Genomic DNA, 21,203 nt, shown 5'->3' with positions numbered 1-21,203 from the left:
ACCGGCCGGCGCGGATCTGGCTGTTCTGGCTGTTCTGGCTGTTCTGGCTGTTCTGGCTGTTCTGGCTGTTCTGGCTGTTCTGGCGGATCGTAGGGTTACGCGGCGGTCAGAGCTGGAACTTCGGTGGATCGACGGTGAACAGCGGTTCCCAGTTCAGGATGGCGTGCCCGGGTGGCGCATCGATGACGATGTTGTCCCGGACCCGCTGCCCGGCCTTGAGAGTCGACACCGACAGCCGCGGCGCGACGTTCTCGTAGCTGCCGTCGTACCGGGTGCCGTCGGAGGTCTGGATGTAGAAATCGGACGGTGAGGCGGACGTCGACCCGCGGCTCACCTCGACCGTCACGTTAATGACGTAGTAGGCCCCCTGGGCGGGCGCGTCGCCGTACTGGGTCACCTTGCCGGTGGTGGAGCAGACGCTGTTGAGGGTGACCCTGGCTTCGAAGTCGCTGACCGAGGAGGTGGCCCGGCCGACGGCGGTGCCGGAGCCGCCGATCGTCGCGGTGCCGGCCGCCGGCGCGTGCTGTGGCGTCACCGGAACGCAGCTCGGCACTCCGTTTGGCGGGGTCGCGGTCGGGGCGGCCGCGGTCGCGGTGGTATTCGGGAGGTCGGGCACGGTCACCGTCGGGGCCGGTGGGGAGGCGATCTCGGTGTCGTCACCGCCGCCCACCGCGAGGGCGATCACGACACCGAGCACGATGGCGGCGACCACGGCGAGGGGCACGATGATGAACAGCGGACTGGTCCGCTACCAGGGCGGAGGCGGCGGGCTGCCCTGCTGCTACCCGCCGGGCGGCGGGTAGCAGCAGGGGGGGTTCTGGTAGGCGTCGGGACCGCCCTGGTAGCCGACCGTCTCCGGGTATGGGGCACTCCCACCCTGGTAGGGCCCGGCAGCCGCGGCCGGGGGATGGTCCGGCTGCTGCCAGCCGCCCGGTTGTCCCCAGCCCTGCCCGACGCCGGGCTGTCCCCACCCTGGCGCAGCGCCGGGGTGCTGTGGGCCGCTGGGCTGCCCGCCCCACTGCTGCCCGCCCGGTTGCGGGACGGTGCCCGGCCAGGCGAGGCGTGTCTCCTCCGAGTCGGGCTGGTTCGGCTGGCCGGGCTGGGGCGCTCCCCACGGTGGGACCGGAGCCGGCGGGGGAGTAGAGGGCGAACCGGAGGCGGGGGTGCTGCCAGCGTCCGCGGGCTGGTGCCAGGGGTCATTCGGCTGCCTCCACGCCTCCTGGCTCCCGTCACCGCTGGGGGGCTGGTGAGGCGGGTTCTGGTCGGTCACGATGATCCTCTCAGGCGCAGCCAGGGCCGCGTTCGGAAGAAAACGAGCATAAGGGGCGCGCCTCGCGAGGCTACATAAGCCGACTTTCACCTGAGGCAATGCCCGCCCCGCCGTAGGCCGCCGACGTACCGATCCGGCCGGTAGCGGCCGTGAGTGCCCTGAGCTCTCCCGATAAGCTATACTGTCATCGTTCTCCCCGTCGGCTCCGGAGTCCCGCGTGCCTTGCTGTCTGGCCGGTTGGACGAGCCGTTGGAGATACGGCCCGTCCGGTTTGTCCGTCGTGCGCGTGTTGATGAACATTTCGTCGCCACCCTCGGATTCGCCGCATGAGTGAGCCGCTTCCGGCGCCGGTGCGGGCGCATGTCGTCGAGTTCGCCGAGCAGACGCTGGCGGATCTTCCCGAGCCGGAGGTCCCGCCGTCGCTGGTCGCGGTGCGCCGCTTCAAGCCCTCCCGCCGCGTCCGCCAGGGAGCTGTCCCGCTGGCCGCGGCGGTGGACGGTGACGTGTTCCGCGGCCAGGTCGCCGAGTGGATCCGCCGTCATCATCCCGAGCTTGTCGAAGCCGTCAGCTCGCCGGACGGACCGCCGCCCGCGGCGCCTCCCGAGAAGATCGCCGCGGTCGCGTACCTGCTGCGGGTCTCCGGCTGGCAGGAGCTGGTCCAGGTCGCTGCGGCGTCCACGTCGGAGGCGGCGGTCCGCAGCCAGGTCGACGAGGCCGAGCGGACGATACTGCGGCTCACCGAACAGCTCGAGACGAGCAAGCGCATCGCCGCGGCCGAGCAGGAGGAACTGCGCGAGCAGTTGCGGGCGGCCCGGGCGGAGGCGGACGAGGCTCGCCGGCGGCTGCGCTCGTCCACCGCCGGGATCCGGCGGGCCGAGGACGCCACGCGAGAGGCCCTGACCGCGGCCGAGGCGGCCCGGGACGCAGTCTTGGCCGTCAGCCGGGATGCCGAGGCGGAGACCCGGCGGCTGCGCGGCCGGGTGGCGGAGCTGGAGAGCGCGCTCGCCTCCACCCGCCGGGACAGCCGCGAGTCCCGCAGCGTCGATGACGCCCGGTTGCGCGTTCTCCTTGACACCCTGATCGCCTCGGCGCACGGCCTGCGACGCGAACTCGACCTCCCGACGATGGTCGCGAGGCCCGCGGATCTCATCGCTCGCGGCGGAGCCGGCCCGAGTAACGGCCCGCAGGCGTTCGCCGGGGCCCGCGGGCGGCCGGACGACGACCCCTCCCTGATCGACGAGGTTTTGGCCGTCCCCGGGGTCCATCTGATCATCGACGGGTACAACGTGACCAAGCGGGGCTACGGCCGCCTCACCCTGCAGGCCCAGCGTGAGCGGCTGCTGTCCGGACTCGGTGCGCTCGCGGGCCGCAATCCCGACAGCGAGGTCACGGTCGTCTTCGATGCCACCGCCGTCGTGGCCCGGCCGGTGGGTGTCGCCATGCCTCGGGGGGTGCGCGTGCTGTTCAGCCGGCCCGGCCAGCTCGCCGACGAGGAGATCGTCCGGCTGGTGCGGATGGAACCGGAAGGCCGCCCGGTCTTCGTCATCACCTCCGACCGGGAGGTCGCGGAGAACTGCGCCGCCGCCGGAGCCCGGGCGGTACCCTCGGCCGCTCTGCTGGCCCGCCTCGACCGGTAGGGGATCCGTCGGGCGGGACTTTCGTCGGGCGGGACTTGTCCGCCGAGAATTGTCGGACCCTGGACCTACCGTCGGTGAAGTCGGGAGATCGGTGCTCGGATTGTCTGTCGTCGCCGACCTCCACCGGTTCGGATCCGGAAGGTGCGCACGATGCTGATCGACTGTGACTCCTGCACCGCCCGTGGTGTCAGGTGCGCCGGCTGCATGATGACCGTCCTACTCCCGGCGCCGGGCCCGCCCGTCGGCTGGGACGCCGAGGAGCTCGAGGCATTGCGGTTGCTCGCCGACGCCGGTCTGCTGCCCCCGCTCGCCGACGTGCGGACGGCACTGCTGGACCAGGCGCCGCGGCGTCGCCGCGCCGGCTAGCCCGCCCGGCCGGGGGGCCGGCGCGGGCGCCGGTGGGGCCGTGGGAAAACGCGGTGGGACCGTGGGAGAATATGGGCGGATGCGCGTGCTGGCCGTCACGAACGATTTCCCGCCTCGTCCCGGCGGGATCCAGGCCTACGTGCACAACTTCGCCTCGCGGCTGCCCGGGGGCGAGATCGTCGTCTACGCCCCGGCCTGGAAGAACGCCGCGGCCTTCGACGCCGAACAGAACTTCCCGGTCGTGCGGCACACCACGTCGCTGATGCTGCCGACACCGGACGTCCTGCGCCGAGCCAGAGAGATCGCCCGGGCGGAGGGATGCGACACGGTGTGGTTCGGCGCCGCGGCACCGCTCGGGCTGCTCGGAGCCCGGCTGCGCCGCGACACGGCCGTGCGCAGGATGGTCGCGAGCACCCATGGTCACGAGGTCGGCTGGGCGGCGCTGCCGGGGGCGCGTCAGGTGTTGCGCAGCATCGGCACCGCGGCCGACGTCATCACCTATCTGACCAACTACACCCGGGCCCGGGTCCGGCCCGCCTTCGGCGGCCATCCCACCTTTGCCCGGCTGCCCAGCGGAGTCGACCCCTCGCTGTTCCGTCCCGGTCACGGGCGCGAGGAGATGCGCCGACGCCATGGGCTGACGGGCCGCCGGGTGGTGGTGTGCGTGAGCCGGCTGGTCGCCCGCAAGGGCCAGGACATGCTGATCCGGGCGCTGCCCATGGTACGGCGCCGCGTGCCGGACGCCGCGCTGCTGATCGTCGGCGGCGGTCCCCGGCGGGGTGATCTCGAACGGCTCGCCCGGGAGAACGACGTCGCCGAGCATGTGATCATGACCGGTTCGGTGCCGTGGGAGGAACTGCCGGCGCACTACGCGGCGGGCGACGTGTTCGCGATGCCCTGCCGCTCCCGCCTCGCCGGCCTGGAGGTCGAGGGGCTCGGCATCGTCTTCCTCGAGGCGTCGGCGACCGGCCTGCCGGTGGTGGCCGGCCGCAGTGGGGGTTCCCCCGACGCCGTCCTGCACCAGCGCACCGGCATCGTGATCGACGGTACCGATCTGGCGCAGGTCGCGACGACCGTCGGTGATCTGCTTGCCGACCCCGACCGGGCGGCGTCGATGGGTGCCGCGGGGCGGGCGTGGGTCGAGCTGCGCTGGCGGTGGGACGTCCTCGCGCAGGACCTGCGCACGCTGCTTGCCGGCCCGGACGAGGTTAGCGCGGGCTGGCGTAGATGTCCTCCACCGCCTGGCTGAACCGGTCGAGCACCAGCGAGCGGCGCACCTTCAGGCTCGGGGTGAGCTCGCCGGTCTCCACCGTGAAGTCCTGCGGCAAGATCGCGAACTTCTTGATGCTCTCGGCGTGCGACACCGTCGCGTTCGCGGCGTCGATCGCATGCTGGATCTCGGTGCGCAGGCCGGCGTCGTCGACCAGGTCGGCAACCGTCGCGCCGGCCGGCTTGCCCGCCGAGGACCGCCACCGGTCGAACGCCTCGGGATCGAGCGTGACGAGGGCGGCGATGAAGGGCCGCCGGTCCCCGATCAGCATCGCCTGGCTGACCAGGGGATGGGACTGGACGATGTGCTCCAGCGGCGCCGGCGCGATGTTCTTCCCACCGGCGGTGACCAGCAGCTCCTTCTTGCGGCCGGTGATCCGCAGGAAGCCGTCGGCGTCGAGGTCGCCGAGGTCGCCGGTGTGCAGGAAGCCCTCGGCGTCGAGCGCCTCCTTCGTCGCGAGCTCGTTGTTGCGGTAGCCGCGGAACAGCAGGGGACCGCGGATGAGGACCTCCCCGTCATCGGCGATGGCGATCGTCACGCCGGGAAAGGGCTGGCCGACGGTGCCCATCCGGACGTTGCCCGGCCGGTTCGCCGCGGCCGGCGCGCTGCTCTCGGTCAGACCGTAGCCCTCGAGCACCGTGAACCCGATCCCGCGGAAGAAGTGGCCGAGGCGTTCACCCAGCGGCGCCCCGCCGCTGACCGCGTAGCGGGCCCGCCCGCCGAGCGCCGCCTGGAGCTTGCTGTAGACCAGCGCGGCGAACAACCGGTGCCGCAGCCGCAGGAGCAGGCCGGGGCCGCCGCCGTCGAGAGCCCGGCTGTAGGCGACCGCGGTGTTCTCGGCGGCATCGAAGATCCAGCCCCTGCCCTCGGCGTGCGCCTTGTGGCGCGCCCCGGCGTGCACCTTCTCGAACACCCGGGGCACGGAGAGCAGGAAGGTCGGGCGCACCTTGGCGAGATCGGGCAGCAGGGTCCGCGAGTCCGGGGTGTAGGCGAGGGTGAACGCCCCCTGGACCACGCCCACCTGGAGCATGCGGGCGAACACGTGCGCCAGCGGGAGGAACAGCAGTGTGGACGCACCGGGCGCGAACAGCTCGGGCAGCGTGGCGATGGCCGCCTCGGCGGTGAACAGCAGGGCGCGATGGGTGATCTCGCAGCCCTTCGGTTGGCCGGTGGTCCCCGAGGTGTAGATGATCGTCGCGAGGCTGTCGGCGTTGACGGACGCCCGGGCCGCCGTCAGCTGCTCCGGCGCGATGCCGACGCCGTCCACGGCGAGACCGGCCAGCGCCCCGTGCTCGATGACGAGGACCTTCCGCAGCGCGGGGACGCCGTCGCGTACCTGCGCGACCCGCTCGGCGAGCTCGTCGTTTTCGACCACGAGAACCTCGACGCCGGCGTCCCGCAGGATCCACTCGATCTGGCCCGGGCTGGAGGTCTCGTAGATCGGCACGCAGACGGCGCCGGCCAGCCACGTCGCGTAGTCGACAATCGTCCACTCGAACCGGGTCCGGCTCGCCAGACCGACGCGGTCCCCGGGCCGCACCCCGCGGGCGATGAAGCCCCGGGCGGTGGCCACGACGTGATCGCGGAACTCGCGGACGGTCATGCCGACGAACTTGCCGTCGATCTTGTGCTGGATAAGCGTACTGTCCGGATGTGCCGCCGCGTTGCGGAACACGGCGTCCGTCAGGGTCGCATCGTCGGCGATGGTGATCAGGGGCGGGGAGGTGTACTCGCGCACTGCTACTCCTACCAGTCCTACCAGATGGCTTGTGCACGCCGGGGGGGACGACGCCACGGAACAACGGAAGCACGGAACAACGGAAGAACGGAAGACCAGGCCAGGGCATCAGACGTTAGCCTCCGGGCGGGCGGTTTGCGACCTTGCGGGGTGTAAAGGGTTCCCTTCGACGGCGTCCGACCGATGATCGTTGCCGGTGAGCGCGACCGCCGGGGACATGTCCCGGGTACGCCCGGGATCCGCGCGGCATCCCTCATCGGCCGGATGGGCCGTTCGAGTAGGGGCGACGGGCCCCTGTCGGCGCCTAAGCTTCCAGCCATGCGGGTCCACGTGGTCAGCGACGTGCACGGGCGGGCGGATGCGCTGGCGGCGGCGGGCGAGGAGGCCGACGCATTCGTGTGTCTGGGTGATCTCATTCTCTTCATCGACTACCACGACCACGGCCGGGGCATCATGGGCGACCTGTTCGGCGCCGAGGCCGTGGGTCGCATGATCGAGCTGCGTAACGCCCAGCGGTTCGACGAGGCCCGGGCATGGTCCCGGACGCTGTGGGCGAGCCTGGGCGGGGACCGCACGCAGATCGTGGAGGCGGCCATCCGCCGTCAGTACGAGGTGCTGTTCGCGGCGTTCCCGACCCCGACCTACCTGACCTTCGGCAACGTCGATCTGCCGCACCTGTATCCTGAGTACCTGCGCGACGGCGTCACCTTGCTGGACGGGCAGACCACCACGATCGGCGGGTTGCGGTTCGGCTTCGTCGGCGGGGGGCTGCAGACCCCGATGCGCACCCCCTACGAGATTGACGACGACGCCTTCGCCGCCAAGGTCGCCGCGGTGGGCGAGGTCGACGTCCTGTGCTGCCACATCCCCCCGCATATCCCCGAGCTGGTCTACGACATCGAGGCACGCCGCTTCGAGCGCGGCAGTGTGGCGATCCTCGAGGCCATTCACGCGACCCGGCCGCGCTACGTGCTCTTCGGGCATGTGCACCAGCCGTTGACGGCCAGCCTGGAGATCGACGGCACACGCTGCGTGAACGTCGGACATTTCCAGGCTCGGGGGACGCCCTTCGTTCTCGAGTGGTAGCCGGGCGCGCTCGGTGTTCCGGTAGCCTCAGGCGATCGGTCGGGGATTGTTCCCGGGCCCCGGAGAGATCCGGGTTGCCGGTGGGCCGGCGACGCCGTGCTCTTCAGCCGCGCTCGAAGAATGTGGAGGTGCTGTCTGCCATGGCGGACCACGCCCGATCGACGATCGTCATCAACGCCCGGCCCGCCGCGGTGATGGGGGCGATCGTCGACATCTCCGCGTATCCGACCTGGATCGGCCAGATCGAGGAGGCCGAGATCCTCGACATGGGCCCGGACGGCCGTCCCCGGCGCGCCCGGTTCCGGATCAACGCCGTCGTCATCAAGGACGAGTTTGTCAACGAGTACACCTGGAAGGGCGACGATCAGGTCGTCTGGAGCATGGTCGATGGCCAGGCGATGTCGTCGCAGGACGGCAGCTACACCCTGCGCGACCTGGGTGACGGTAGCACCGAGGTGACCTACGACCTCACCGCTGAGACAAAGATCAAGATTCCTGGTCTGCTCCGGCGGAAGGTGCAGAGCGGCATCGTGGATGCCGCTCTCAAGGACCTCAAGAAGTACGTCGAGAGCTGAGCGCACGTGCGGTGTGTGCTCTTCACGGGGAAGGGCGGCGGCGGTACCACCACGGTGGCGGCGGCGACCGCGATCCTCGCCGCTCAACGGGGTCATCGGACCCTCGTGCTGTCGGTCGACCCGGCCGCGGGGCTCGCCGGCGCGCTCGACCACCCGATCGGCGCCGAGCCGACCGAGCTTGAACCGGGGTTGCACGGCCAGCAGGTCGACCTGCGCCGCGCGGTCGAGACCCGGTGGCCGGCCGTACGCGAGGTGCTGGCAGGCACCTGGCCGGCCATCAACGTCGATCCGTTCGACCTGGAGGAGTTGGCCTTCCTGCCCGGGGCCGTCGAGACCCTGACGCTACTCGAACTGCGTGACGGCCTCACCAGTGAGAACTACGACCTGGTGGTGGTCGACGGAGGTTCGGCGGCGGCGCTGGTGCGGCTGCTGGCCTTTCCCGAGACGCTGTCGTGGTACTGCCGCCGGCTGCTGCCGCCCGACGGTGCCTTCGCGCGCTGGCTGCGACCCGGTTTCGGCTGGGCGGCGGCGCTCGGCGGCCGGTGGAGCACGCTGGCGGCCCCCGCCTACGACACCGTCAACCGCCTGCACCGGGCGGCGGTCGACCTGCGCGCGATCCTCACCGACCACGCCACCACCAGCGTCCGGCTGGTGCTGACCCCCGAGAGCTCGGCGCTCGCCGCGGCCCGCGGCAGCTTTACGGCGCTGTCGCTGCATGGGTTCACCCTGGACGGCGTCGTCGTCAACCGGATCTTCCCGTCGGCGAACGCGGACGCCTGGCGGGCGGGGTGGGCCGCCGTTCACCGCGAGCAGCTCGCCGACATCACCGCGGCCTTCATGCCCACCCCCGTCCTCCCGGTCGGCTACCGGGCGGGCGAACCGATCGGCCTGGAGGAGTTGGCCGCCTTCGGCGCGGCGACCTACGGTGAGCTCGATCCGGGGAGTGTTCTCGGGGAGCCGCTCATCGGCTCGAGCGGCCAGCCGCGGGTGGAGCGCACCGAGGACGGGTTCGCGCTGTCCTTCGGGCTGCCGTTCGTCGACGGTTCCCAGATCGATCTGGCCCGGCTGGGTGATGACCTGGTGGTGACCGTGGGGTCGTATCGGCGGGCCGTTCCGCTGCCTGCGGCGCTGCGTCGCTGCGACGTGAGCACCGCCCGGCTGCGTGACGATCGGCTGGTCGTCTCGTTCGTCCCGGACCCGCAGCAGTGGGTGCGGGTATGACCACGCAGCGGTCCACCTCGGGTCGGCCCGGCGGCGCCGGGCCCGACTTCACCACGCCTCCCACCGGCACGCCTCCCACCGGCACGCCTCCCACCGGCCCGTCCGCGTCGCCCGGCCGCGGGTCGCTCGCGGTCGAAGCCGCCCTGCTCGCTGACGCCCTGCGGGACTGGGCCGCCTCGCACCTGCCCCCCGGCCATCCCGGTCCCCCCGCATCGTCGGCGGCGGGACCCGCTGCCGACGATGCGGCGTCGATACCCGATCCCCACGCGGATCCGGCGCCGGGACCCGCGGATCACACCTGGCCCTGCGCCGTGTGCCCGCTGTGCCGGCTCCTGTCGAGCTTCGCCGGCGACCGCCCCGAGGTGGTTGGCCATCTCCTCGCGGCTGCCGGATCCCTGACCGCGGCGTTCCGCGCCGCCCTCGGTGCCCGTGGGGAGGACGCTCCGGGGCCCGCCACGCCGCGACGGCGCGAGACGGCGCCCCCCGCATCTGGGGATCATCCATGGCCGGGGGACACCACCGGCACCCAACCCGCCACCGCGCTTAGACCCCGCGTGCAGAGGATCGATATCACGTGAGCATCGCTACTCCCGATAGTTCGAAGAATCTGGATATTCCGGGCAGCTTGACGGTTCCGCGCACCGAGCGTGCCGGCGCGGCCCCCGGCCCGTTGCCGGTGGAGGACCGGATGGAGGGCCTGACGATCGGCGTCGACGTTGGCGGGACGAAGGTCGCGGCCGGCGTCGTGGACGGCGCGGGGACGATCATCACCTCCCTGCGTCGGCCTACCCCGGGCCATTCGGCCGCCGAGGTCGCGGACACCATCGCCAGCGTCGTCGCGGAGCTCAGTGCCGACCACGCCGTGCGTGCGGTCGGCATCGGCGCGGCCGGGTGGGTCGACTCGGACCGGTCCCGCGTCCTGTTTGCACCGAACCTCGCCTGGCGCGACGAACCCCTGCGCGACGAGGTCGGAGCGCGCATCGGCCTGCCCGTCGTCGTGGAGAACGACGCCAACGCGATGGCCTGGGCGGAGTACCGTTTCGGGGCCGGCCGTGGCCGGCGTGACCTCGTCTGCCTGACGGTGGGAACCGGCATCGGCAGCGGCATCGTCCTGGGCGGTGAGCTCTACCGGGGCGCGTCCGGTATCGGCGCCGAGATGGGCCACATGCGGGTGGTACCCGACGGGTACCCGTGCGGATGTGGTAACAGAGGGTGCTGGGAACAGTATGCGAGCGGGCGAGCGCTGGTCCGGCTGGCGAAGAACATCGCCACCGTGGATCCGAGTGCGGCCATGCCCATGCTGGAGCATTGTGGCGGTGGCGTTGACGCGCTGACCGGCCCGGACGTCACCGAGGCGGCACGCAAAGGGGACCCGGCGGCGATCAGGTGCTTCACCGAGATCGGCCACTGGCTAGGCGAGGGTATGGCGACGCTGGTCGCCGCGCTCGACCCGAACCGCTTCGTCATCGGCGGCGGCGTCTCCGACGCCGGCGAGCTGCTGCTCGGCCCGGCCCGGCAGAGCCTCCTGGCCGCCATGCCCGGGCGGGATTACCGTTCCGAGCCGGACATCGTCATCGCCGAGCTCGGATCCCAAGCGGGCCTCGTGGGCGCGGCCGACCTCGCCCGGTTCTGACCCGAAATCCCCACGACTATCCCAGGAGGGTCGCCGAAGGCGATTCGACGGAGACCCCGTACGGCGCCCTATGACAGGGGTCCCCGCGTCGCGGCGAAGCCGCTACGTGGGGAGGCCCGGTAGTCGGGTACCAGTTCGGCGGCGAGCTCCTCGAGGAACAGCCCGGTGTCGGCGACGACGCCGACCGCGTGCGCGCTGGTGCGTTCGGTGAGAGCGTGCACCGTCGAGGGGTTGACGTCCACGCAGGCCACCGGGACCGAGGCCGGCAGGATGTTGCCGGTGGCCACGGAGTACTGGGCGCTGGCGATCATGAGGGCGAACGCCACCCCCCGCAGCGCGGCGCGCATCGCCCGCTGGCCTGCCAGGACGTCGGTGTGGACGTCGGGCAGCGGGCCTTCGTCGCGGACCGATCCGACGAGCACGAAGGTCTTGTTGGCCTTGACCATCGCGTGCATGATCCCCTGGGTGAGCACGCCGGACTCCACGGCGGCCCGGATGGATCCCTCCCGGCGGATCGTGTTGACCGCGCGGATGTGCTGCTCGCTGCCGCGCTGCACCCGGCCGCTGCGCAGCGGCCCGAGCCCCAGCGGCGATCCGTAGAGGGCAGCCTCCACGTCGAGTGTCGCCAGTGCGTTGCCGGCGAACAGCACGTCGACATAGCCGGCCCCGACGAGGGCGATCAACGCTGGCCCGGCCCCGGTGCTCACCACAGTCTGACCCGCCACCCAGAGCACCTGCGACCCCTCGGCCTTGACCTCGCGGATCTGGCGGGCGATCGCCCGGGCCAGGACCGCCTGCGGCTGGGTGGAGCTCGGCAGCGGGGCGGCCAGGGACTCGTACTCCTCGTAGACCCGGCTGGAGTGGGCGGTGACCGGCAGGACGACCTTCACCCCGTCCACGCTGCACACGATCATGTCTCCCGCGCGCACGTCGGTGACCGGTACCGTTTGCACCCGGCCGTGCGAGACGACCAGGCCGCAGTCCATCTCGGGATGCTCCACCGGCACCCACTGGCCGTCGAGGTGGACGACGGTCTCCAGATTGGTGGTGGAGTAGAAGTCCGGGGGGAAGACGCCGTCGCGGTCGGCCGGCTCGCACCGGGCCGTGCCAGACTCGATCTTGTTCACGCCGTGGACCTGGATCCGCATCAGAATGCGCATGAGCTGACTCGGTGAATCGGCCCCCACCGTGATGACCGCGTGGGACTCGTCATCGTGGCTGTGCCCCAGGTCGATACGATCAACCCGATAGTCACCGCCATAGTCCAGCACGTCGTCGAGAACCCGAGCCAGCACGCCCGTGTCCATGAGATGCCCGTGGACCTCGACCTTTTCGTGGTACTGCACGCCCCACGCCCTTCCTTTTCGGTGCCGGTACGACGGCTGCCACGCCGCGCTCAGACCACCGCGCCGTCGTCGGGGCCGTCGAAATCCGTGGGCGGACGGTCTCCCATCCGCGCGACCAGCGTGCCGACCCCGCCGAGGATCAGCAGAACCCCGGCGACGTTCTGGGTCCGGGACTGGTTGAAGTCGATCAGGTTCGGAACGACGAGGAACATCACACCGAGGGCGATCGAACCGAGTGCCCAGCGCGTCACGGGCCTGATCCGTGGCAGCGGTGGCGGGGGTGGCGGCTCGTAGTGCTCGTCGTCCGGGTCCAGATCCGGGTCGTCCAGACCCTCCGGGACCTGGCCGGAACCCGACAGATCGCCGAGGTCGACGACGAAGTCTTCGGTGCCGCCGCGTCCCCGTCGGCCGCTGTCACCGCCCGCGGACGGGAACGGCAGCTGGTCGGGCCGGGGGTCGGTCCGGTCCTCCGATACGGGAGGACCACCCGGCTCGAACGGCGGGCGTAGGATGATCACAGTGGGGCGGCGGGTGTCGTCCAGATTCTCCGCCGCCGGCCACCGATGGGATTCGGGCTCGTCGTCGAAGCGCGCGATGAGTTCGAAGAACGCGGCGTCGTCGGCTTTCTGGGAGCGCGGGGAGGGCCGCGGTGCGTCGCCCCCCGCGGTTGTCGCGGATCCGTCGCCGCCGCCGTCGAGGCCGCTGTCGTTGAGGCCGCCGCCACCGTCGCCGTCGTCGCCACCACCGTCGGCCGGCTCCTCGCGGTTCGCGGAGGTGCCACCGCCGTCGGCGGGGGCGCTGCTCGGCCCGCCGAGGGGAGCCCCCTCGGGCACGGCGTCGTCCGCCGGCGAGGGCCGGTGCTCGCCGGGTCCTGAACCCGGTGACCGCTCAGCCATCGCCGCAGGGCACGTCGGGCACGAGCGCGCGTGGCGCGTGCCGCCGGACGAATTCCAGACTTCCGTCGAAGATCGTTTCTCGGTCGTTGTCGAGCGTCGCGACGTGGTAACTGTTCTCCAGCAGCCGTTCCTCGGCCGGGGCACGCAGCCCGGCCAGCAGAATCGCGCCGGAGCTGGCTTCCACCACGTGGTCGACGATGCTGCGGTAGGTGAGGACCGGACAGACGATCCGACCGAGCTCCGGCCGGGTCACCGCCCACAGTTGGCGCAGCGACGCGAACGGGCGCAGGGGTACCCGGTCGTAACCGACCTCGGGCACGCCCTCGGCCTTCACGTCGCCGGCCACGCCAGGCACGGCGGGGATCACCCGGCTCAGCAACGGGGCGAACGCCGCGTGCCACCGTTCGGTGGTGAGGCTGGGATTGACCGTGACGAGGCCGGCGAGATCCCCGCCGTGCTGCTCGGCCAGCCGCAGGGCCAGGGTCCCGCCCATCGACAGCCCCATGACGAAGACCTGCTCGCAGGTGGTCCGCAACCGCAGGAACGCGGTCTCTACCGTGGCGTACCAGTCCGGCCAGGTGGTGGGCACCATGTCCTGCCAGCGGGTGCCATGGCCGGGCAGCAGCGGGCACGAGACGGTCAGCCCGACTGCGGAGAGGTACTCGCCCCAGGGTCGCATGCTGCCCGGGGAGCCGGTGAACCCATGGACCAGCAGCACGCCGACCGGCCCACCCTCGAACTCGAACGGTTCCGCGCCCGGGAGGACGGCCGCACCGGTGACACCCGCCATCGTGATCCGCCCTTCGTGCCTCGCGCGCCCGCCCGCATGCCGCGATGCGGGTCCGGCGACGCGCGGAGGGAAAACGCCGGTAAACGCATGCTCGCACGGTCCGCGGGCTGAGGCCACGGTCGTGCGTGTCTCACTCGCTGCGCAACATCGCTGCGCAGGAGCCGCCGGACGGAAAGTCCCCGCCTGATGATATCGGTGATGGGTGGGTACGCGCGCGGGACATCGGGATCGAGGCGCGGTCTGCGGGAGGCTGGGGGCCCGCCGTCAGGTTTCCTGGCCGGCACCGGAGAATGACACGCCGAGCGGGGTAGACCCTGTTCGGTGGACGTCGTGATGACCTCTCCTTAGGCTCAAGCAAGCCCATCATCCTTGCGACCGGCCCTGGGCGACCCGGCCCTGGTGCGGTGGGGTCGCAAGGATCGTCGGGGTCTCCGTGGCGGACCCCGGCGAGGCCGCGGGTCGTGGACCGGCGGCGTGCGCCCCGGTTCCCGACCGACCGGACGGTTCGTGGGAGGTTCGGGCCAGGTGTGATCGGCGTCGGCGGATGAAGACGGGCGACTGGCCACGGGCGCCCCCGGCGGGCCGTCGTCGTGCGGCGGTGACCAGGTGGGAGCTGTCTTGTTCTACTGGGTGGTCAAGGTGTTCCTGACACCTGTCCTGCGACTGTTCTGGCGTCCCTGGGTCGAGGGGGCAGAGAACATCCCCCCGGAGGGGCCCGCGATCCTCGCCGGCAACCATCTCTCCTTCCTGGACCACCTCTTCCTGTCGCTGGTCGTCCCCCGCCGTGTCACCTACCTGGCGAAGAGCGACTACTTCACCGAGGCGGGCGTCAAGGGGTGGTTCAAGCGGGTGTTCTTCAGTGGCGTCGGCCAGATCCCGATCGATCGCAGCGGCGGCAAGGCGAGCGAGGGCGCGTTGCGCTCGGGGGTCCGGGTGCTCCGCCAGGGCCGCCTGCTCGGGATCTATCCGGAAGGCACCCGATCCCCGGACGGCCGGCTCTACCGCGGCAAGGTCGGTGTCGCGCGCCTGGCGCTGGAAGCCGGGGTCCCGGTCATCCCCGTGGCGATGATCGGGACCTTCGAGGTCCAGCCGCCGGGCCAGCTGGTTCCGAAGATCCGTCGGGTCGGCATCCGCATCGGCCGCCCGCTCGACTTCAGCCGCTACGCGGCCATGGCAGATGATCGCTTCGTCCTGCGCTCGGTCACCGACGAGATCATATACGAGCTGATGGCCCTGTCCGGCCAGGAGTATGTGGACATGTACGCGAAGCGGGCCAAGGAGGAGCTCGCGGCCGCCCGGGCACAGGCGGCTGCCGCTGCCGGCGCGCCCGCGGGGTCTACCACCCCGGCGCAGGTCTCCCCGGCGTCCACCAGCACGGCGCAGGGTTCCCCTGGGGCGGCGACGCCGGCTCGGTCTCCGGATCAGCTCGGGCTGCCGGTCACGGCGCCGGCGAATCCACGCGCCGCCAAAGACCGGATCGACCGGGCGGTCTGACCCGTTTGCGGTGGACACGGCAGGATGGTCCGGTGTGTGGTGACAGCGTTCCTGGCTGGACGACGATCGGGCGGCGTCGCGGCTTCGAGCATCCCCGGCGATTCCCGGGACGGCGTCCGCTTCTGGTCGCGCTCGGCCTGATCGTTGGCTGCCTCGCGGGAACGGGTCCGGTGCCCGGGGCCTCGGCGGCCGGTTCCCCCACCGCACCTGCTGGACCGCCCGTGGGCGCCGCCCCGGCCGATACGATCGGTCGCTCGGGAACGTACCTCACGGACAGTGATCGTCGGGTGGTCGTCCTGCACGGGATCACGGTGCCGGCCGGGGTGACGCCCACCGCCGGGGACATCGACACCTGGGTCGGCTTCGGATTTACCGGGGTGCGCCTAGCGGTCCCGATGGCAAGCGGCGGCCGCTTCCCGGCGACATCCGGTGGGCCGGTCCTCGACGGTGCCGGCGCGGCGACCACGCCCGCCGACCCCGGACTCGACCAGGCCGCCGCCCTCACCCGCATGTTCACCGACCGCGGGTTGCGGGTCACGCTGCGGATCGTGCCCGCCTCGGCGGGCTACGTACCCTCCGTCGCCGGCCTCGCCGCGGGGCTCGAACGGTTGGCGACGCGGTTCCGCGACGTGCCGGGCCTGCTCGGCTACGAGGTGCCCGAGGGTGGTGGCGGCGGTGAGAGTCTCGTAGCGGCGGTGGCCGCGCATGACGGCACTCACCTGCTGTGGCGGAACCGGCCCGCCCCGTTCGACGCCGCATCGACGGTGGCGGTCAATGATCCGACCGGATACCTGGTCGGCTGGAAGGACGGGTCGGCGGCCAGCGTCCGCGGTCTCGTCGCCTCCGCCGACGCGTTCGGCCTGAGCTGGTTCTACGACGCCCCGAGCCCGACCGGGGGCACGGTGGGCACCGCCGCGCCCGTCGGGAGCAGCGGCGCCGAACGCCGGGCGCCCGCCCCGCCCGCAGACATCGTCCGCCCCTACCCCGTGGCCATCGCCGGGGTACCGGAGGTGTTGCGCTTCGACGCGTCGCGGGTGCTGATGGTGGCCTACCGGACCACGCCGTCGGCCGGGCCGCCCCTCGCTGCCGGCACGGCGACCGCGATCAGCGTGCCGGCCTGGTCCTATCCGACGGGCTACCAGGTGCAGGTCACCGGGGCGCGGGTGACGTCCGCGCCCGGGGCTGGTCTGCTCTGCCTCGTCAATGATCCTGGCGCCGCCCGGGTCGAGGTCCGGGTCTCCCCGGCGACCGGTCCCGCGGTGACTCCGCCGTCCGTCGCGGGTGCGGCCGGCTGCCGCGCGACGCCGGCGATCGTCCCGGCAGGAGGGCGGTCGCCGGGGCCGGGCGGTCCGCGGGCGGCGGCGTCCGGGGATGACGCCACGGAGGAGTACTCCGGGCCGCTGCTGTGGCTGCTGCCGTTGATCGGTGCCGCCCTGGCGGCGCTGCTGCTCGGGGCCTTGCTGCGCCCGTGGCGCCGGCGCTCGGGCCCTGGCCCGGGGTGGTCCGCGGCCGAGCCGCCGACCATGGCGGACACCTCGGTCGGAGGAGACTGAGCTGGTGGGAACCCGCTTCTTTTACGACACCGAGTTCATCGAACGCACCGACACCGGTCATCACTGGCTCGATCTGGTCAGCATCGGAATCGTCAGCGAGGACGGCACACAGCGGTACTATGCCGTGTCGACCGAGTTCGATCCGTCGTGGGCCGTGCCCTGGGTCCGTCGCAACGTCATCGACCAGCTGCCGTCGCCGTCGGGCGAGGCGTGGAAGCCGCGGGCCCGAATCCGTGACGAGGTCGCCGCGCTGTTGACCGCGGGTGGTACCCTCGAGCTGTGGGCCTGGTACGGGGCCTATGACCACGTGGTGCTCTGCCAGCTCTTCGGTACGATGCCCGCCCTGCCCGCCCAGCTGCCCCGCTTCACCCGGGACCTGCGTCAGCTGTGGGAGGAAGTGGGCCGGCCGGTTCTTCCCGCACCGCCGCCCAACGCCCACGATGCGCTCGCTGACGCCTTGCACAACCTCGCCCGGTGGCGGGTTCTCGCCCCGCTGCGCGCCCAGGCTGCCGCCGTCTCGGACCCATCCCGATGAGTCACCCATCCCGATGAGTCGATGACGCGGCCGCGGCGGCCTATCGTCGCCACGCCACGTAACCACAATGTTGTCCTGAAGTACGGCCCTCCCGCTACGCTGCCGCCGGAGAAAGCGGTGTACGGTCGACGGGAGAACTCGGGATGAGGATCGGCGTACTGACCGGTGGCGGCGACTGCCCGGGACTCAACGCGGTGATCCGGGCCGTCGTGCGCAAGGGAGAGAGCGTCTACGGCCACAGCTTCGTCGGGTACCGGGACGGCTGGCGGGGGCCGCTGACCGGCGAGACGGTCCCTCTGGACATCGCGGCCGTGCGGGGGATCCTCCCGCGCGGCGGCACGATCCTCGGCTCCAGCCGCACGAATCCCTACGCCGCCGTGGACGGGCCCGCGCTGGTGCGCGAGCACCTCGCCGCCGCCGCGGTGGACGCGCTCATCGCGATCGGCGGGGAGGACACCCTGGGGGTGGCCGCCCAGCTGCACGCCGAGGGACTGCCCGTGGTCGGAGTGCCCAAGACTATCGACAACGACCTCTCCGCGACGGACTACACCTTCGGTTTCGACACCGCGGTCAACATCGCCACGGAGGCGATTGACCGGCTGCACACCACCGCGGAAAGCCATCACCGGGTGTTGATCGTTGAGGTCATGGGCCGCCATGCCGGGTGGATCGCCCTGCACAGCGGCATGGCGGGGGGAGCCAACGTCATTCTCATCCCGGAGCGGCCGTTCGATTTCGACAAGGTGTGCGCCTTCGTCGAGGCTCGATTTGCCACCCACTACGCGCCGATCATCGTCGCGGCCGAGGGCGCCGTCCCGATCACGGGCACCATGGTCGCCAGGGAGGGCGAGGTCGATGCCTTCGGGCATGTCCGTCTGCAGGGCATCGGGGCGGTCCTGGAGACCGAGATCCGCGCCCGCACTGGTCGTGACGCGCGTGCCACGGTGCTCGGGCATCTGCAGCGCGGCGGCACGCCCACGGCCTTCGACCGGTGGCTCGCGACGCGTTTCGGACTGCACGCTGTCGACGCCGTGCACGAAGGCGACTTCGGGGTGATGGTCGCCCTGCACGGCACCCGCATCGACCGGGTTCCGCTGCAGGATGCGACCCGTGAGCTCAAGACGGTGCCCGAGGAGCTCTACCACGAGGCCGAGATCTTCTTCGGCTGACCCGGCTGACCAGGGAAGGGGCGGGCCGTCGGGCCGGACCCGGTCCGGGAACCAATCCCGGTCCGGGAGCCAGGGCTGGGTGCCGATTCCCGGGCGGATGCCTGTCCGAAGGAAGACGCCGATTCCCCGGAAAAATGTCGGGCGATGGTGACCGCCCGAACTCGACTGGGCCCGTACCCTGGTGTCGTGAGCGTACTGGATCTCTGGCGGACCCTTCCGGCCAAGCAGCAGCCGTCCTGGCCTGACCCGGCAGAGTTGAGAGCCGCCTACGACCAGCTTGCGGCCCTCCCCCCGCTGGTCACCGCGCCCGAGGTTCGGTCCCTGACCGACCGTCTCGCGCTGGTTGCTCGGGGCGAGGCGTTCCTGTTGCAGGGCGGTGACTGCGCCGAGACCTTCGTGGCGAACACCGCCGACAAGATTCGGGACAAGGTCAAGACGCTGCTGCAGATGGCGGTCGTCCTCACCTATGGTGCGAGCACGCCGGTGGTGAAGGTCGCCCGCATCGCCGGGCAGTACGCCAAGCCGCGGTCCGCGGACATCGAGGCCAGCACCGGGCTGCCCTCCTACCGGGGCGACGCCGTCAACGACATCGCGCCCACGGCCGCCGCGCGGCGGCCCGATCCGATGCGGATGGTCGCCGCCTACCATCAGAGCGCAGTCGCGCTGAACCTCGTGCGGGCCTTCGCCACCGGCGGTTTCGCCGACCTGTCGAAGGTCCACGAGTGGAACAAGGCGTTCGTGCGGGATTCCGCGGCGGGTCGCCGCTACGAGGTGATGGCGACGGACATCGAGCGTGCCCTCGCCTTCATGGCCGCCTGTGGCATCGACCTCGATCGGACCGCCGCGCTGAGCGGGGTCGAGCTGTTCACGAGTCACGAGGGCCTTCTGCTGGAGTATGAGCGTGCTCTGACCCGGATCGAGGACGCCACCGGCGATCCGTACGACCTGTCCGCCCACATGATCTGGATCGGCGAGCGGACCCGGGACCTCGATGGTGCCCATGTCAACCTGCTGTCCCGGGTGGGCAATCCGATCGGCTGCAAGATCGGGCCGAAGGCTGGCCCGGACGAGGTCCTCGAGCTTGCCGAGCGGCTCAACCCCGACCATGTCCCCGGCCGGCTCACCCTGATCTCCCGGATGGGGGCGAAGCGGGTCCGGGACACGTTGCCCTCGATCATCGAGAAGGTCAACGTTGCCGGGCCGCCCGTGGTGTGGTCGTGCGATCCGATGCACGGCAACACCCGTGACGTGAGCGGCGTCAAGACGCGCCACTTCGATGATGTCCTCGACGAGGTCTTCGGCTTCTTCGAGGTCCACAAGGCGTTGGGCACCCACCCCGGTGGCCTGCACATCGAGCTGACCGGGGAGAACGTCACCGAGTGCCTCGGTGGGGCCGAACTCATCGGGGAAGACGACCTCGGCGGCCGTTACGAGACCGCCTGCGACCCACGTCTGAACACCGGGCAGGCGCTGGAACTGGCCTTCCTCGTCGCCGAGATGCTGCAGAACACCCGGGGAGAACGCGGCGCCGTGGCCCTCGTGGGCTAACGGGATCCCGGCGTCGGCACCCCGTCCGGGGGGCTCTGCGGCGAGGGCGCGCCTACCGTGGTCGGCGTGGCATCGGAGGCGGTCGTGTCGTCTGCCGGGGTCGTGGCGGGAGCCGCGTCGGTGCCCCGCCTGCCGGGCGGGTTGGCTGATTCGGTGATGATCAGCTCTGGTGAGGCGGGGACCGACGCCGATGACGGTGCCGGGGTTGTGGCGGGAGCCAGGGCCAGGGTCGGGGCGGTGGTCGGGGTGGTCGTTCCGCTGGTGGCACCACCCGGCGCCGGGCTCGGGGGCCCTGGCGAGCCGGTGTCGGCGCCGCTGGGGGTGGGAGTGCTGAGGGCGGGCGCGGCGGTGGCCCCGGTCGCCGTGGGCCGAGGTACGGAGAGCAGCGGCGCCACGTAGGGCGGGGTGGTGAGCGCGTCACCGGCCGGCACGATCGGAGAGATCGGGCGGACAGGTGAGGGGGCCTGGACCGGCGCTGGTGCCCGCGGGCCAAGCCTGCGCCTGACGTCGTCGATGAGATCCAGAGCCGCATGCGCCGGTCCGACCGAGCCCACGGGAAGCGATCTCAGCAGGTTCTTCAGCCCGCGGGACTGCTCGGTGGTGAAGGCGTTCACCGTGGTCCAGGCGTCCGCGTCCCCGGCGGCGACCCGGGCCAGCAGCACCTGCGTGCCGGCGTGTGCCTCGGCGAGCCAGTCCCGCAGCAGCGCGTTGACCAGCGCGGGGTCGGGGCGGTCCCCGTTGCCGGGGCCGGGCGGGCCGCCCGGCGCGTTGGGGCCATCGGATCTGCCGGCACTGCCGGGGACGGCGGGCGTGCGGGGACCGGGAGACCACGTCCCCGCAGCGGGTGACACCGCAGCAGGTGACATCGCGATGGCCGGTGGTGCGGCGATGGCCGTGGGGTTCACCACCGGCACCCGGAGGCTCGTCTCCGGGGCGCCGGCACCGGTTTCCGGGGCGATTACCCCGCTGTCATTCACCGTGATCGTGCGCAGTTCGCTCATCCGCGTGCCGGCCATGCCCAGCCGGGTCTTCGCCCGCTCGACCGGATTGCGGACTAGGGCCTGTTTGGGAAGTTT

At 71.7% G+C, this 21,203-nt stretch carries 19 protein-coding genes and 1 pseudogene; 13 read left to right on the top strand and 7 right to left on the bottom strand.

Features of this window, described 5'->3' with window-relative positions:
- Window positions 1-106 precede the first annotated feature (106 nt).
- Window positions 107-724, bottom strand: coding sequence for a DUF4352 domain-containing protein (locus tag AC08OQ_RS00100; protein ID WP_476604090.1), 618 nt, complete (start codon window positions 722-724; stop codon window positions 107-109).
- A 57-nt stretch (window positions 725-781) separates the two neighbouring features.
- Window positions 782-1,270 (bottom strand): hypothetical protein, encoded by a 489-nt coding sequence (locus AC08OQ_RS00095; RefSeq protein ID WP_476601675.1) that lies wholly within the window; start codon window positions 1,268-1,270, stop codon window positions 782-784.
- A gap of 326 nt (window positions 1,271-1,596) precedes the next feature.
- Between AC08OQ_RS00095 and AC08OQ_RS00090 the strand changes: the two genes are divergently transcribed.
- The 3 genes from AC08OQ_RS00090 (at window position 1,597) to AC08OQ_RS00080 (ending at window position 4,522) form a co-directional block, all read left to right on the top strand.
- Window positions 1,597-2,907: an NYN domain-containing protein gene (locus AC08OQ_RS00090; protein WP_476601674.1), complete on the top strand. Its 1,311-nt coding sequence runs from the start codon at window positions 1,597-1,599 to the stop codon at window positions 2,905-2,907.
- 150 nt (window positions 2,908-3,057) lie between these two features.
- On the top strand, window positions 3,058-3,273 hold the full coding sequence (locus AC08OQ_RS00085; RefSeq protein ID WP_462186437.1) for a hypothetical protein: 216 nt from the start codon (window positions 3,058-3,060) through the stop codon (window positions 3,271-3,273).
- Window positions 3,274-3,352: 79 nt separating this feature from the next.
- A complete protein-coding gene (locus tag AC08OQ_RS00080; protein ID WP_476601673.1) occupies window positions 3,353-4,522 on the top strand; it encodes a glycosyltransferase family 4 protein in 1,170 nt (389 codons plus the stop codon).
- Here AC08OQ_RS00080 and AC08OQ_RS00075 read toward each other — a convergent pair.
- On the bottom strand, window positions 4,482-6,281 hold the full coding sequence (locus AC08OQ_RS00075) for an AMP-dependent synthetase/ligase (protein ID WP_476601672.1): 1,800 nt from the start codon (window positions 6,279-6,281) through the stop codon (window positions 4,482-4,484). The two genes, AC08OQ_RS00080 and AC08OQ_RS00075, sit on opposite strands and share 41 nt — an antisense overlap.
- 318 nt (window positions 6,282-6,599) lie before the next feature.
- Here AC08OQ_RS00075 and AC08OQ_RS00070 point away from each other — a divergent pair, with 318 nt between their 5' ends.
- The 5 genes from AC08OQ_RS00070 (at window position 6,600) to AC08OQ_RS00050 (ending at window position 10,796) form a co-directional block, all read left to right on the top strand.
- Window positions 6,600-7,367 (top strand): metallophosphoesterase family protein, encoded by a 768-nt coding sequence (locus tag AC08OQ_RS00070; RefSeq protein ID WP_462202465.1) that lies wholly within the window; start codon window positions 6,600-6,602, stop codon window positions 7,365-7,367.
- A gap of 140 nt (window positions 7,368-7,507) precedes the next feature.
- Window positions 7,508-7,942: an SRPBCC family protein gene (locus AC08OQ_RS00065; RefSeq protein ID WP_476601676.1), complete on the top strand. Its 435-nt coding sequence runs from the start codon at window positions 7,508-7,510 to the stop codon at window positions 7,940-7,942.
- 6 nt (window positions 7,943-7,948) lie between these two features.
- Window positions 7,949-9,163: an ArsA family ATPase gene (locus AC08OQ_RS00060; RefSeq protein WP_462186417.1), complete on the top strand. Its 1,215-nt coding sequence runs from the start codon at window positions 7,949-7,951 to the stop codon at window positions 9,161-9,163.
- Window positions 9,160-9,741 carry a hypothetical protein gene (locus AC08OQ_RS00055; protein WP_476604091.1) on the top strand — a complete coding sequence of 194 codons (582 nt, stop codon included), beginning with the start codon at window positions 9,160-9,162 and terminating at the stop codon, window positions 9,739-9,741. Before AC08OQ_RS00060 ends, AC08OQ_RS00055 begins: the two co-directional genes overlap by 4 nt.
- A gap of 110 nt (window positions 9,742-9,851) precedes the next feature.
- On the top strand, window positions 9,852-10,796 hold the full coding sequence (locus tag AC08OQ_RS00050; RefSeq protein ID WP_476600672.1) for an ROK family glucokinase: 945 nt from the start codon (window positions 9,852-9,854) through the stop codon (window positions 10,794-10,796).
- Window positions 10,797-10,864: 68 nt separating this feature from the next.
- Here AC08OQ_RS00050 and AC08OQ_RS00045 read toward each other — a convergent pair whose 3' ends face one another.
- From AC08OQ_RS00045 to AC08OQ_RS00035, 3 genes are read right to left on the bottom strand one after another with little or no spacing between them, the layout of a single operon-like run.
- Window positions 10,865-12,142 (bottom strand): ornithine cyclodeaminase family domain, encoded by a 1,278-nt coding sequence (locus AC08OQ_RS00045; protein ID WP_476600664.1) that lies wholly within the window; start codon window positions 12,140-12,142, stop codon window positions 10,865-10,867.
- Window positions 12,143-12,192: 50 nt separating this feature from the next.
- Entirely contained in the window at window positions 12,193-13,038 is an 846-nt protein-coding gene (locus AC08OQ_RS00040) for a hypothetical protein (protein ID WP_476604092.1), read from the bottom strand.
- Window positions 13,031-13,828 (bottom strand): alpha/beta hydrolase, encoded by a 798-nt coding sequence (locus AC08OQ_RS00035; RefSeq protein ID WP_462186413.1) that lies wholly within the window; start codon window positions 13,826-13,828, stop codon window positions 13,031-13,033. Before AC08OQ_RS00035 ends, AC08OQ_RS00040 begins: the two co-directional genes overlap by 8 nt.
- Before the next feature lie 606 nt (window positions 13,829-14,434).
- On the opposite strand from AC08OQ_RS00035, the gene AC08OQ_RS00030 reads away from it, so the two are divergent.
- The 5 genes from AC08OQ_RS00030 to AC08OQ_RS00010 all read left to right on the top strand — a co-directional run bounded on the left by AC08OQ_RS00030 (window position 14,435) and on the right by AC08OQ_RS00010 (window position 20,127).
- Entirely contained in the window at window positions 14,435-15,322 is an 888-nt protein-coding gene (locus tag AC08OQ_RS00030) for a lysophospholipid acyltransferase family protein (RefSeq protein WP_476592928.1), read from the top strand.
- A gap of 32 nt (window positions 15,323-15,354) precedes the next feature.
- Window positions 15,355-16,875: a hypothetical protein gene (locus tag AC08OQ_RS00025; protein WP_476600666.1), complete on the top strand. Its 1,521-nt coding sequence runs from the start codon at window positions 15,355-15,357 to the stop codon at window positions 16,873-16,875.
- A 4-nt stretch (window positions 16,876-16,879) separates the two neighbouring features.
- Window positions 16,880-17,410, top strand: coding sequence for a polyadenylate-specific 3'-exoribonuclease AS (locus tag AC08OQ_RS00020; RefSeq protein WP_476600668.1), 531 nt, complete (start codon window positions 16,880-16,882; stop codon window positions 17,408-17,410).
- A gap of 143 nt (window positions 17,411-17,553) precedes the next feature.
- Window positions 17,554-18,579, top strand: a complete 1,026-nt coding sequence (locus AC08OQ_RS00015) for a 6-phosphofructokinase (RefSeq protein WP_462203892.1) — start codon at window positions 17,554-17,556, stop codon at window positions 18,577-18,579.
- Between the two features lie 144 nt (window positions 18,580-18,723).
- Window positions 18,724-20,127 (top strand): class II 3-deoxy-7-phosphoheptulonate synthase, encoded by a 1,404-nt coding sequence (locus AC08OQ_RS00010; RefSeq protein ID WP_476600670.1) that lies wholly within the window; start codon window positions 18,724-18,726, stop codon window positions 20,125-20,127.
- On the opposite strand, the pseudogene AC08OQ_RS00005 reads toward AC08OQ_RS00010, so the two are convergent.
- Window positions 20,124-21,203: pseudogene (locus AC08OQ_RS00005) on the bottom strand (hypothetical protein); the annotation flags it as partial. The gene AC08OQ_RS00010 and the pseudogene AC08OQ_RS00005 sit on opposite strands and share 4 nt — an antisense overlap.

Source organism: Frankia sp. CcCS3 (assembly GCF_977927575.1).
The sequence above is the reverse complement of the archived record's forward strand: the minus strand, read 5'-3'. Positions and strand labels throughout refer to the sequence as shown.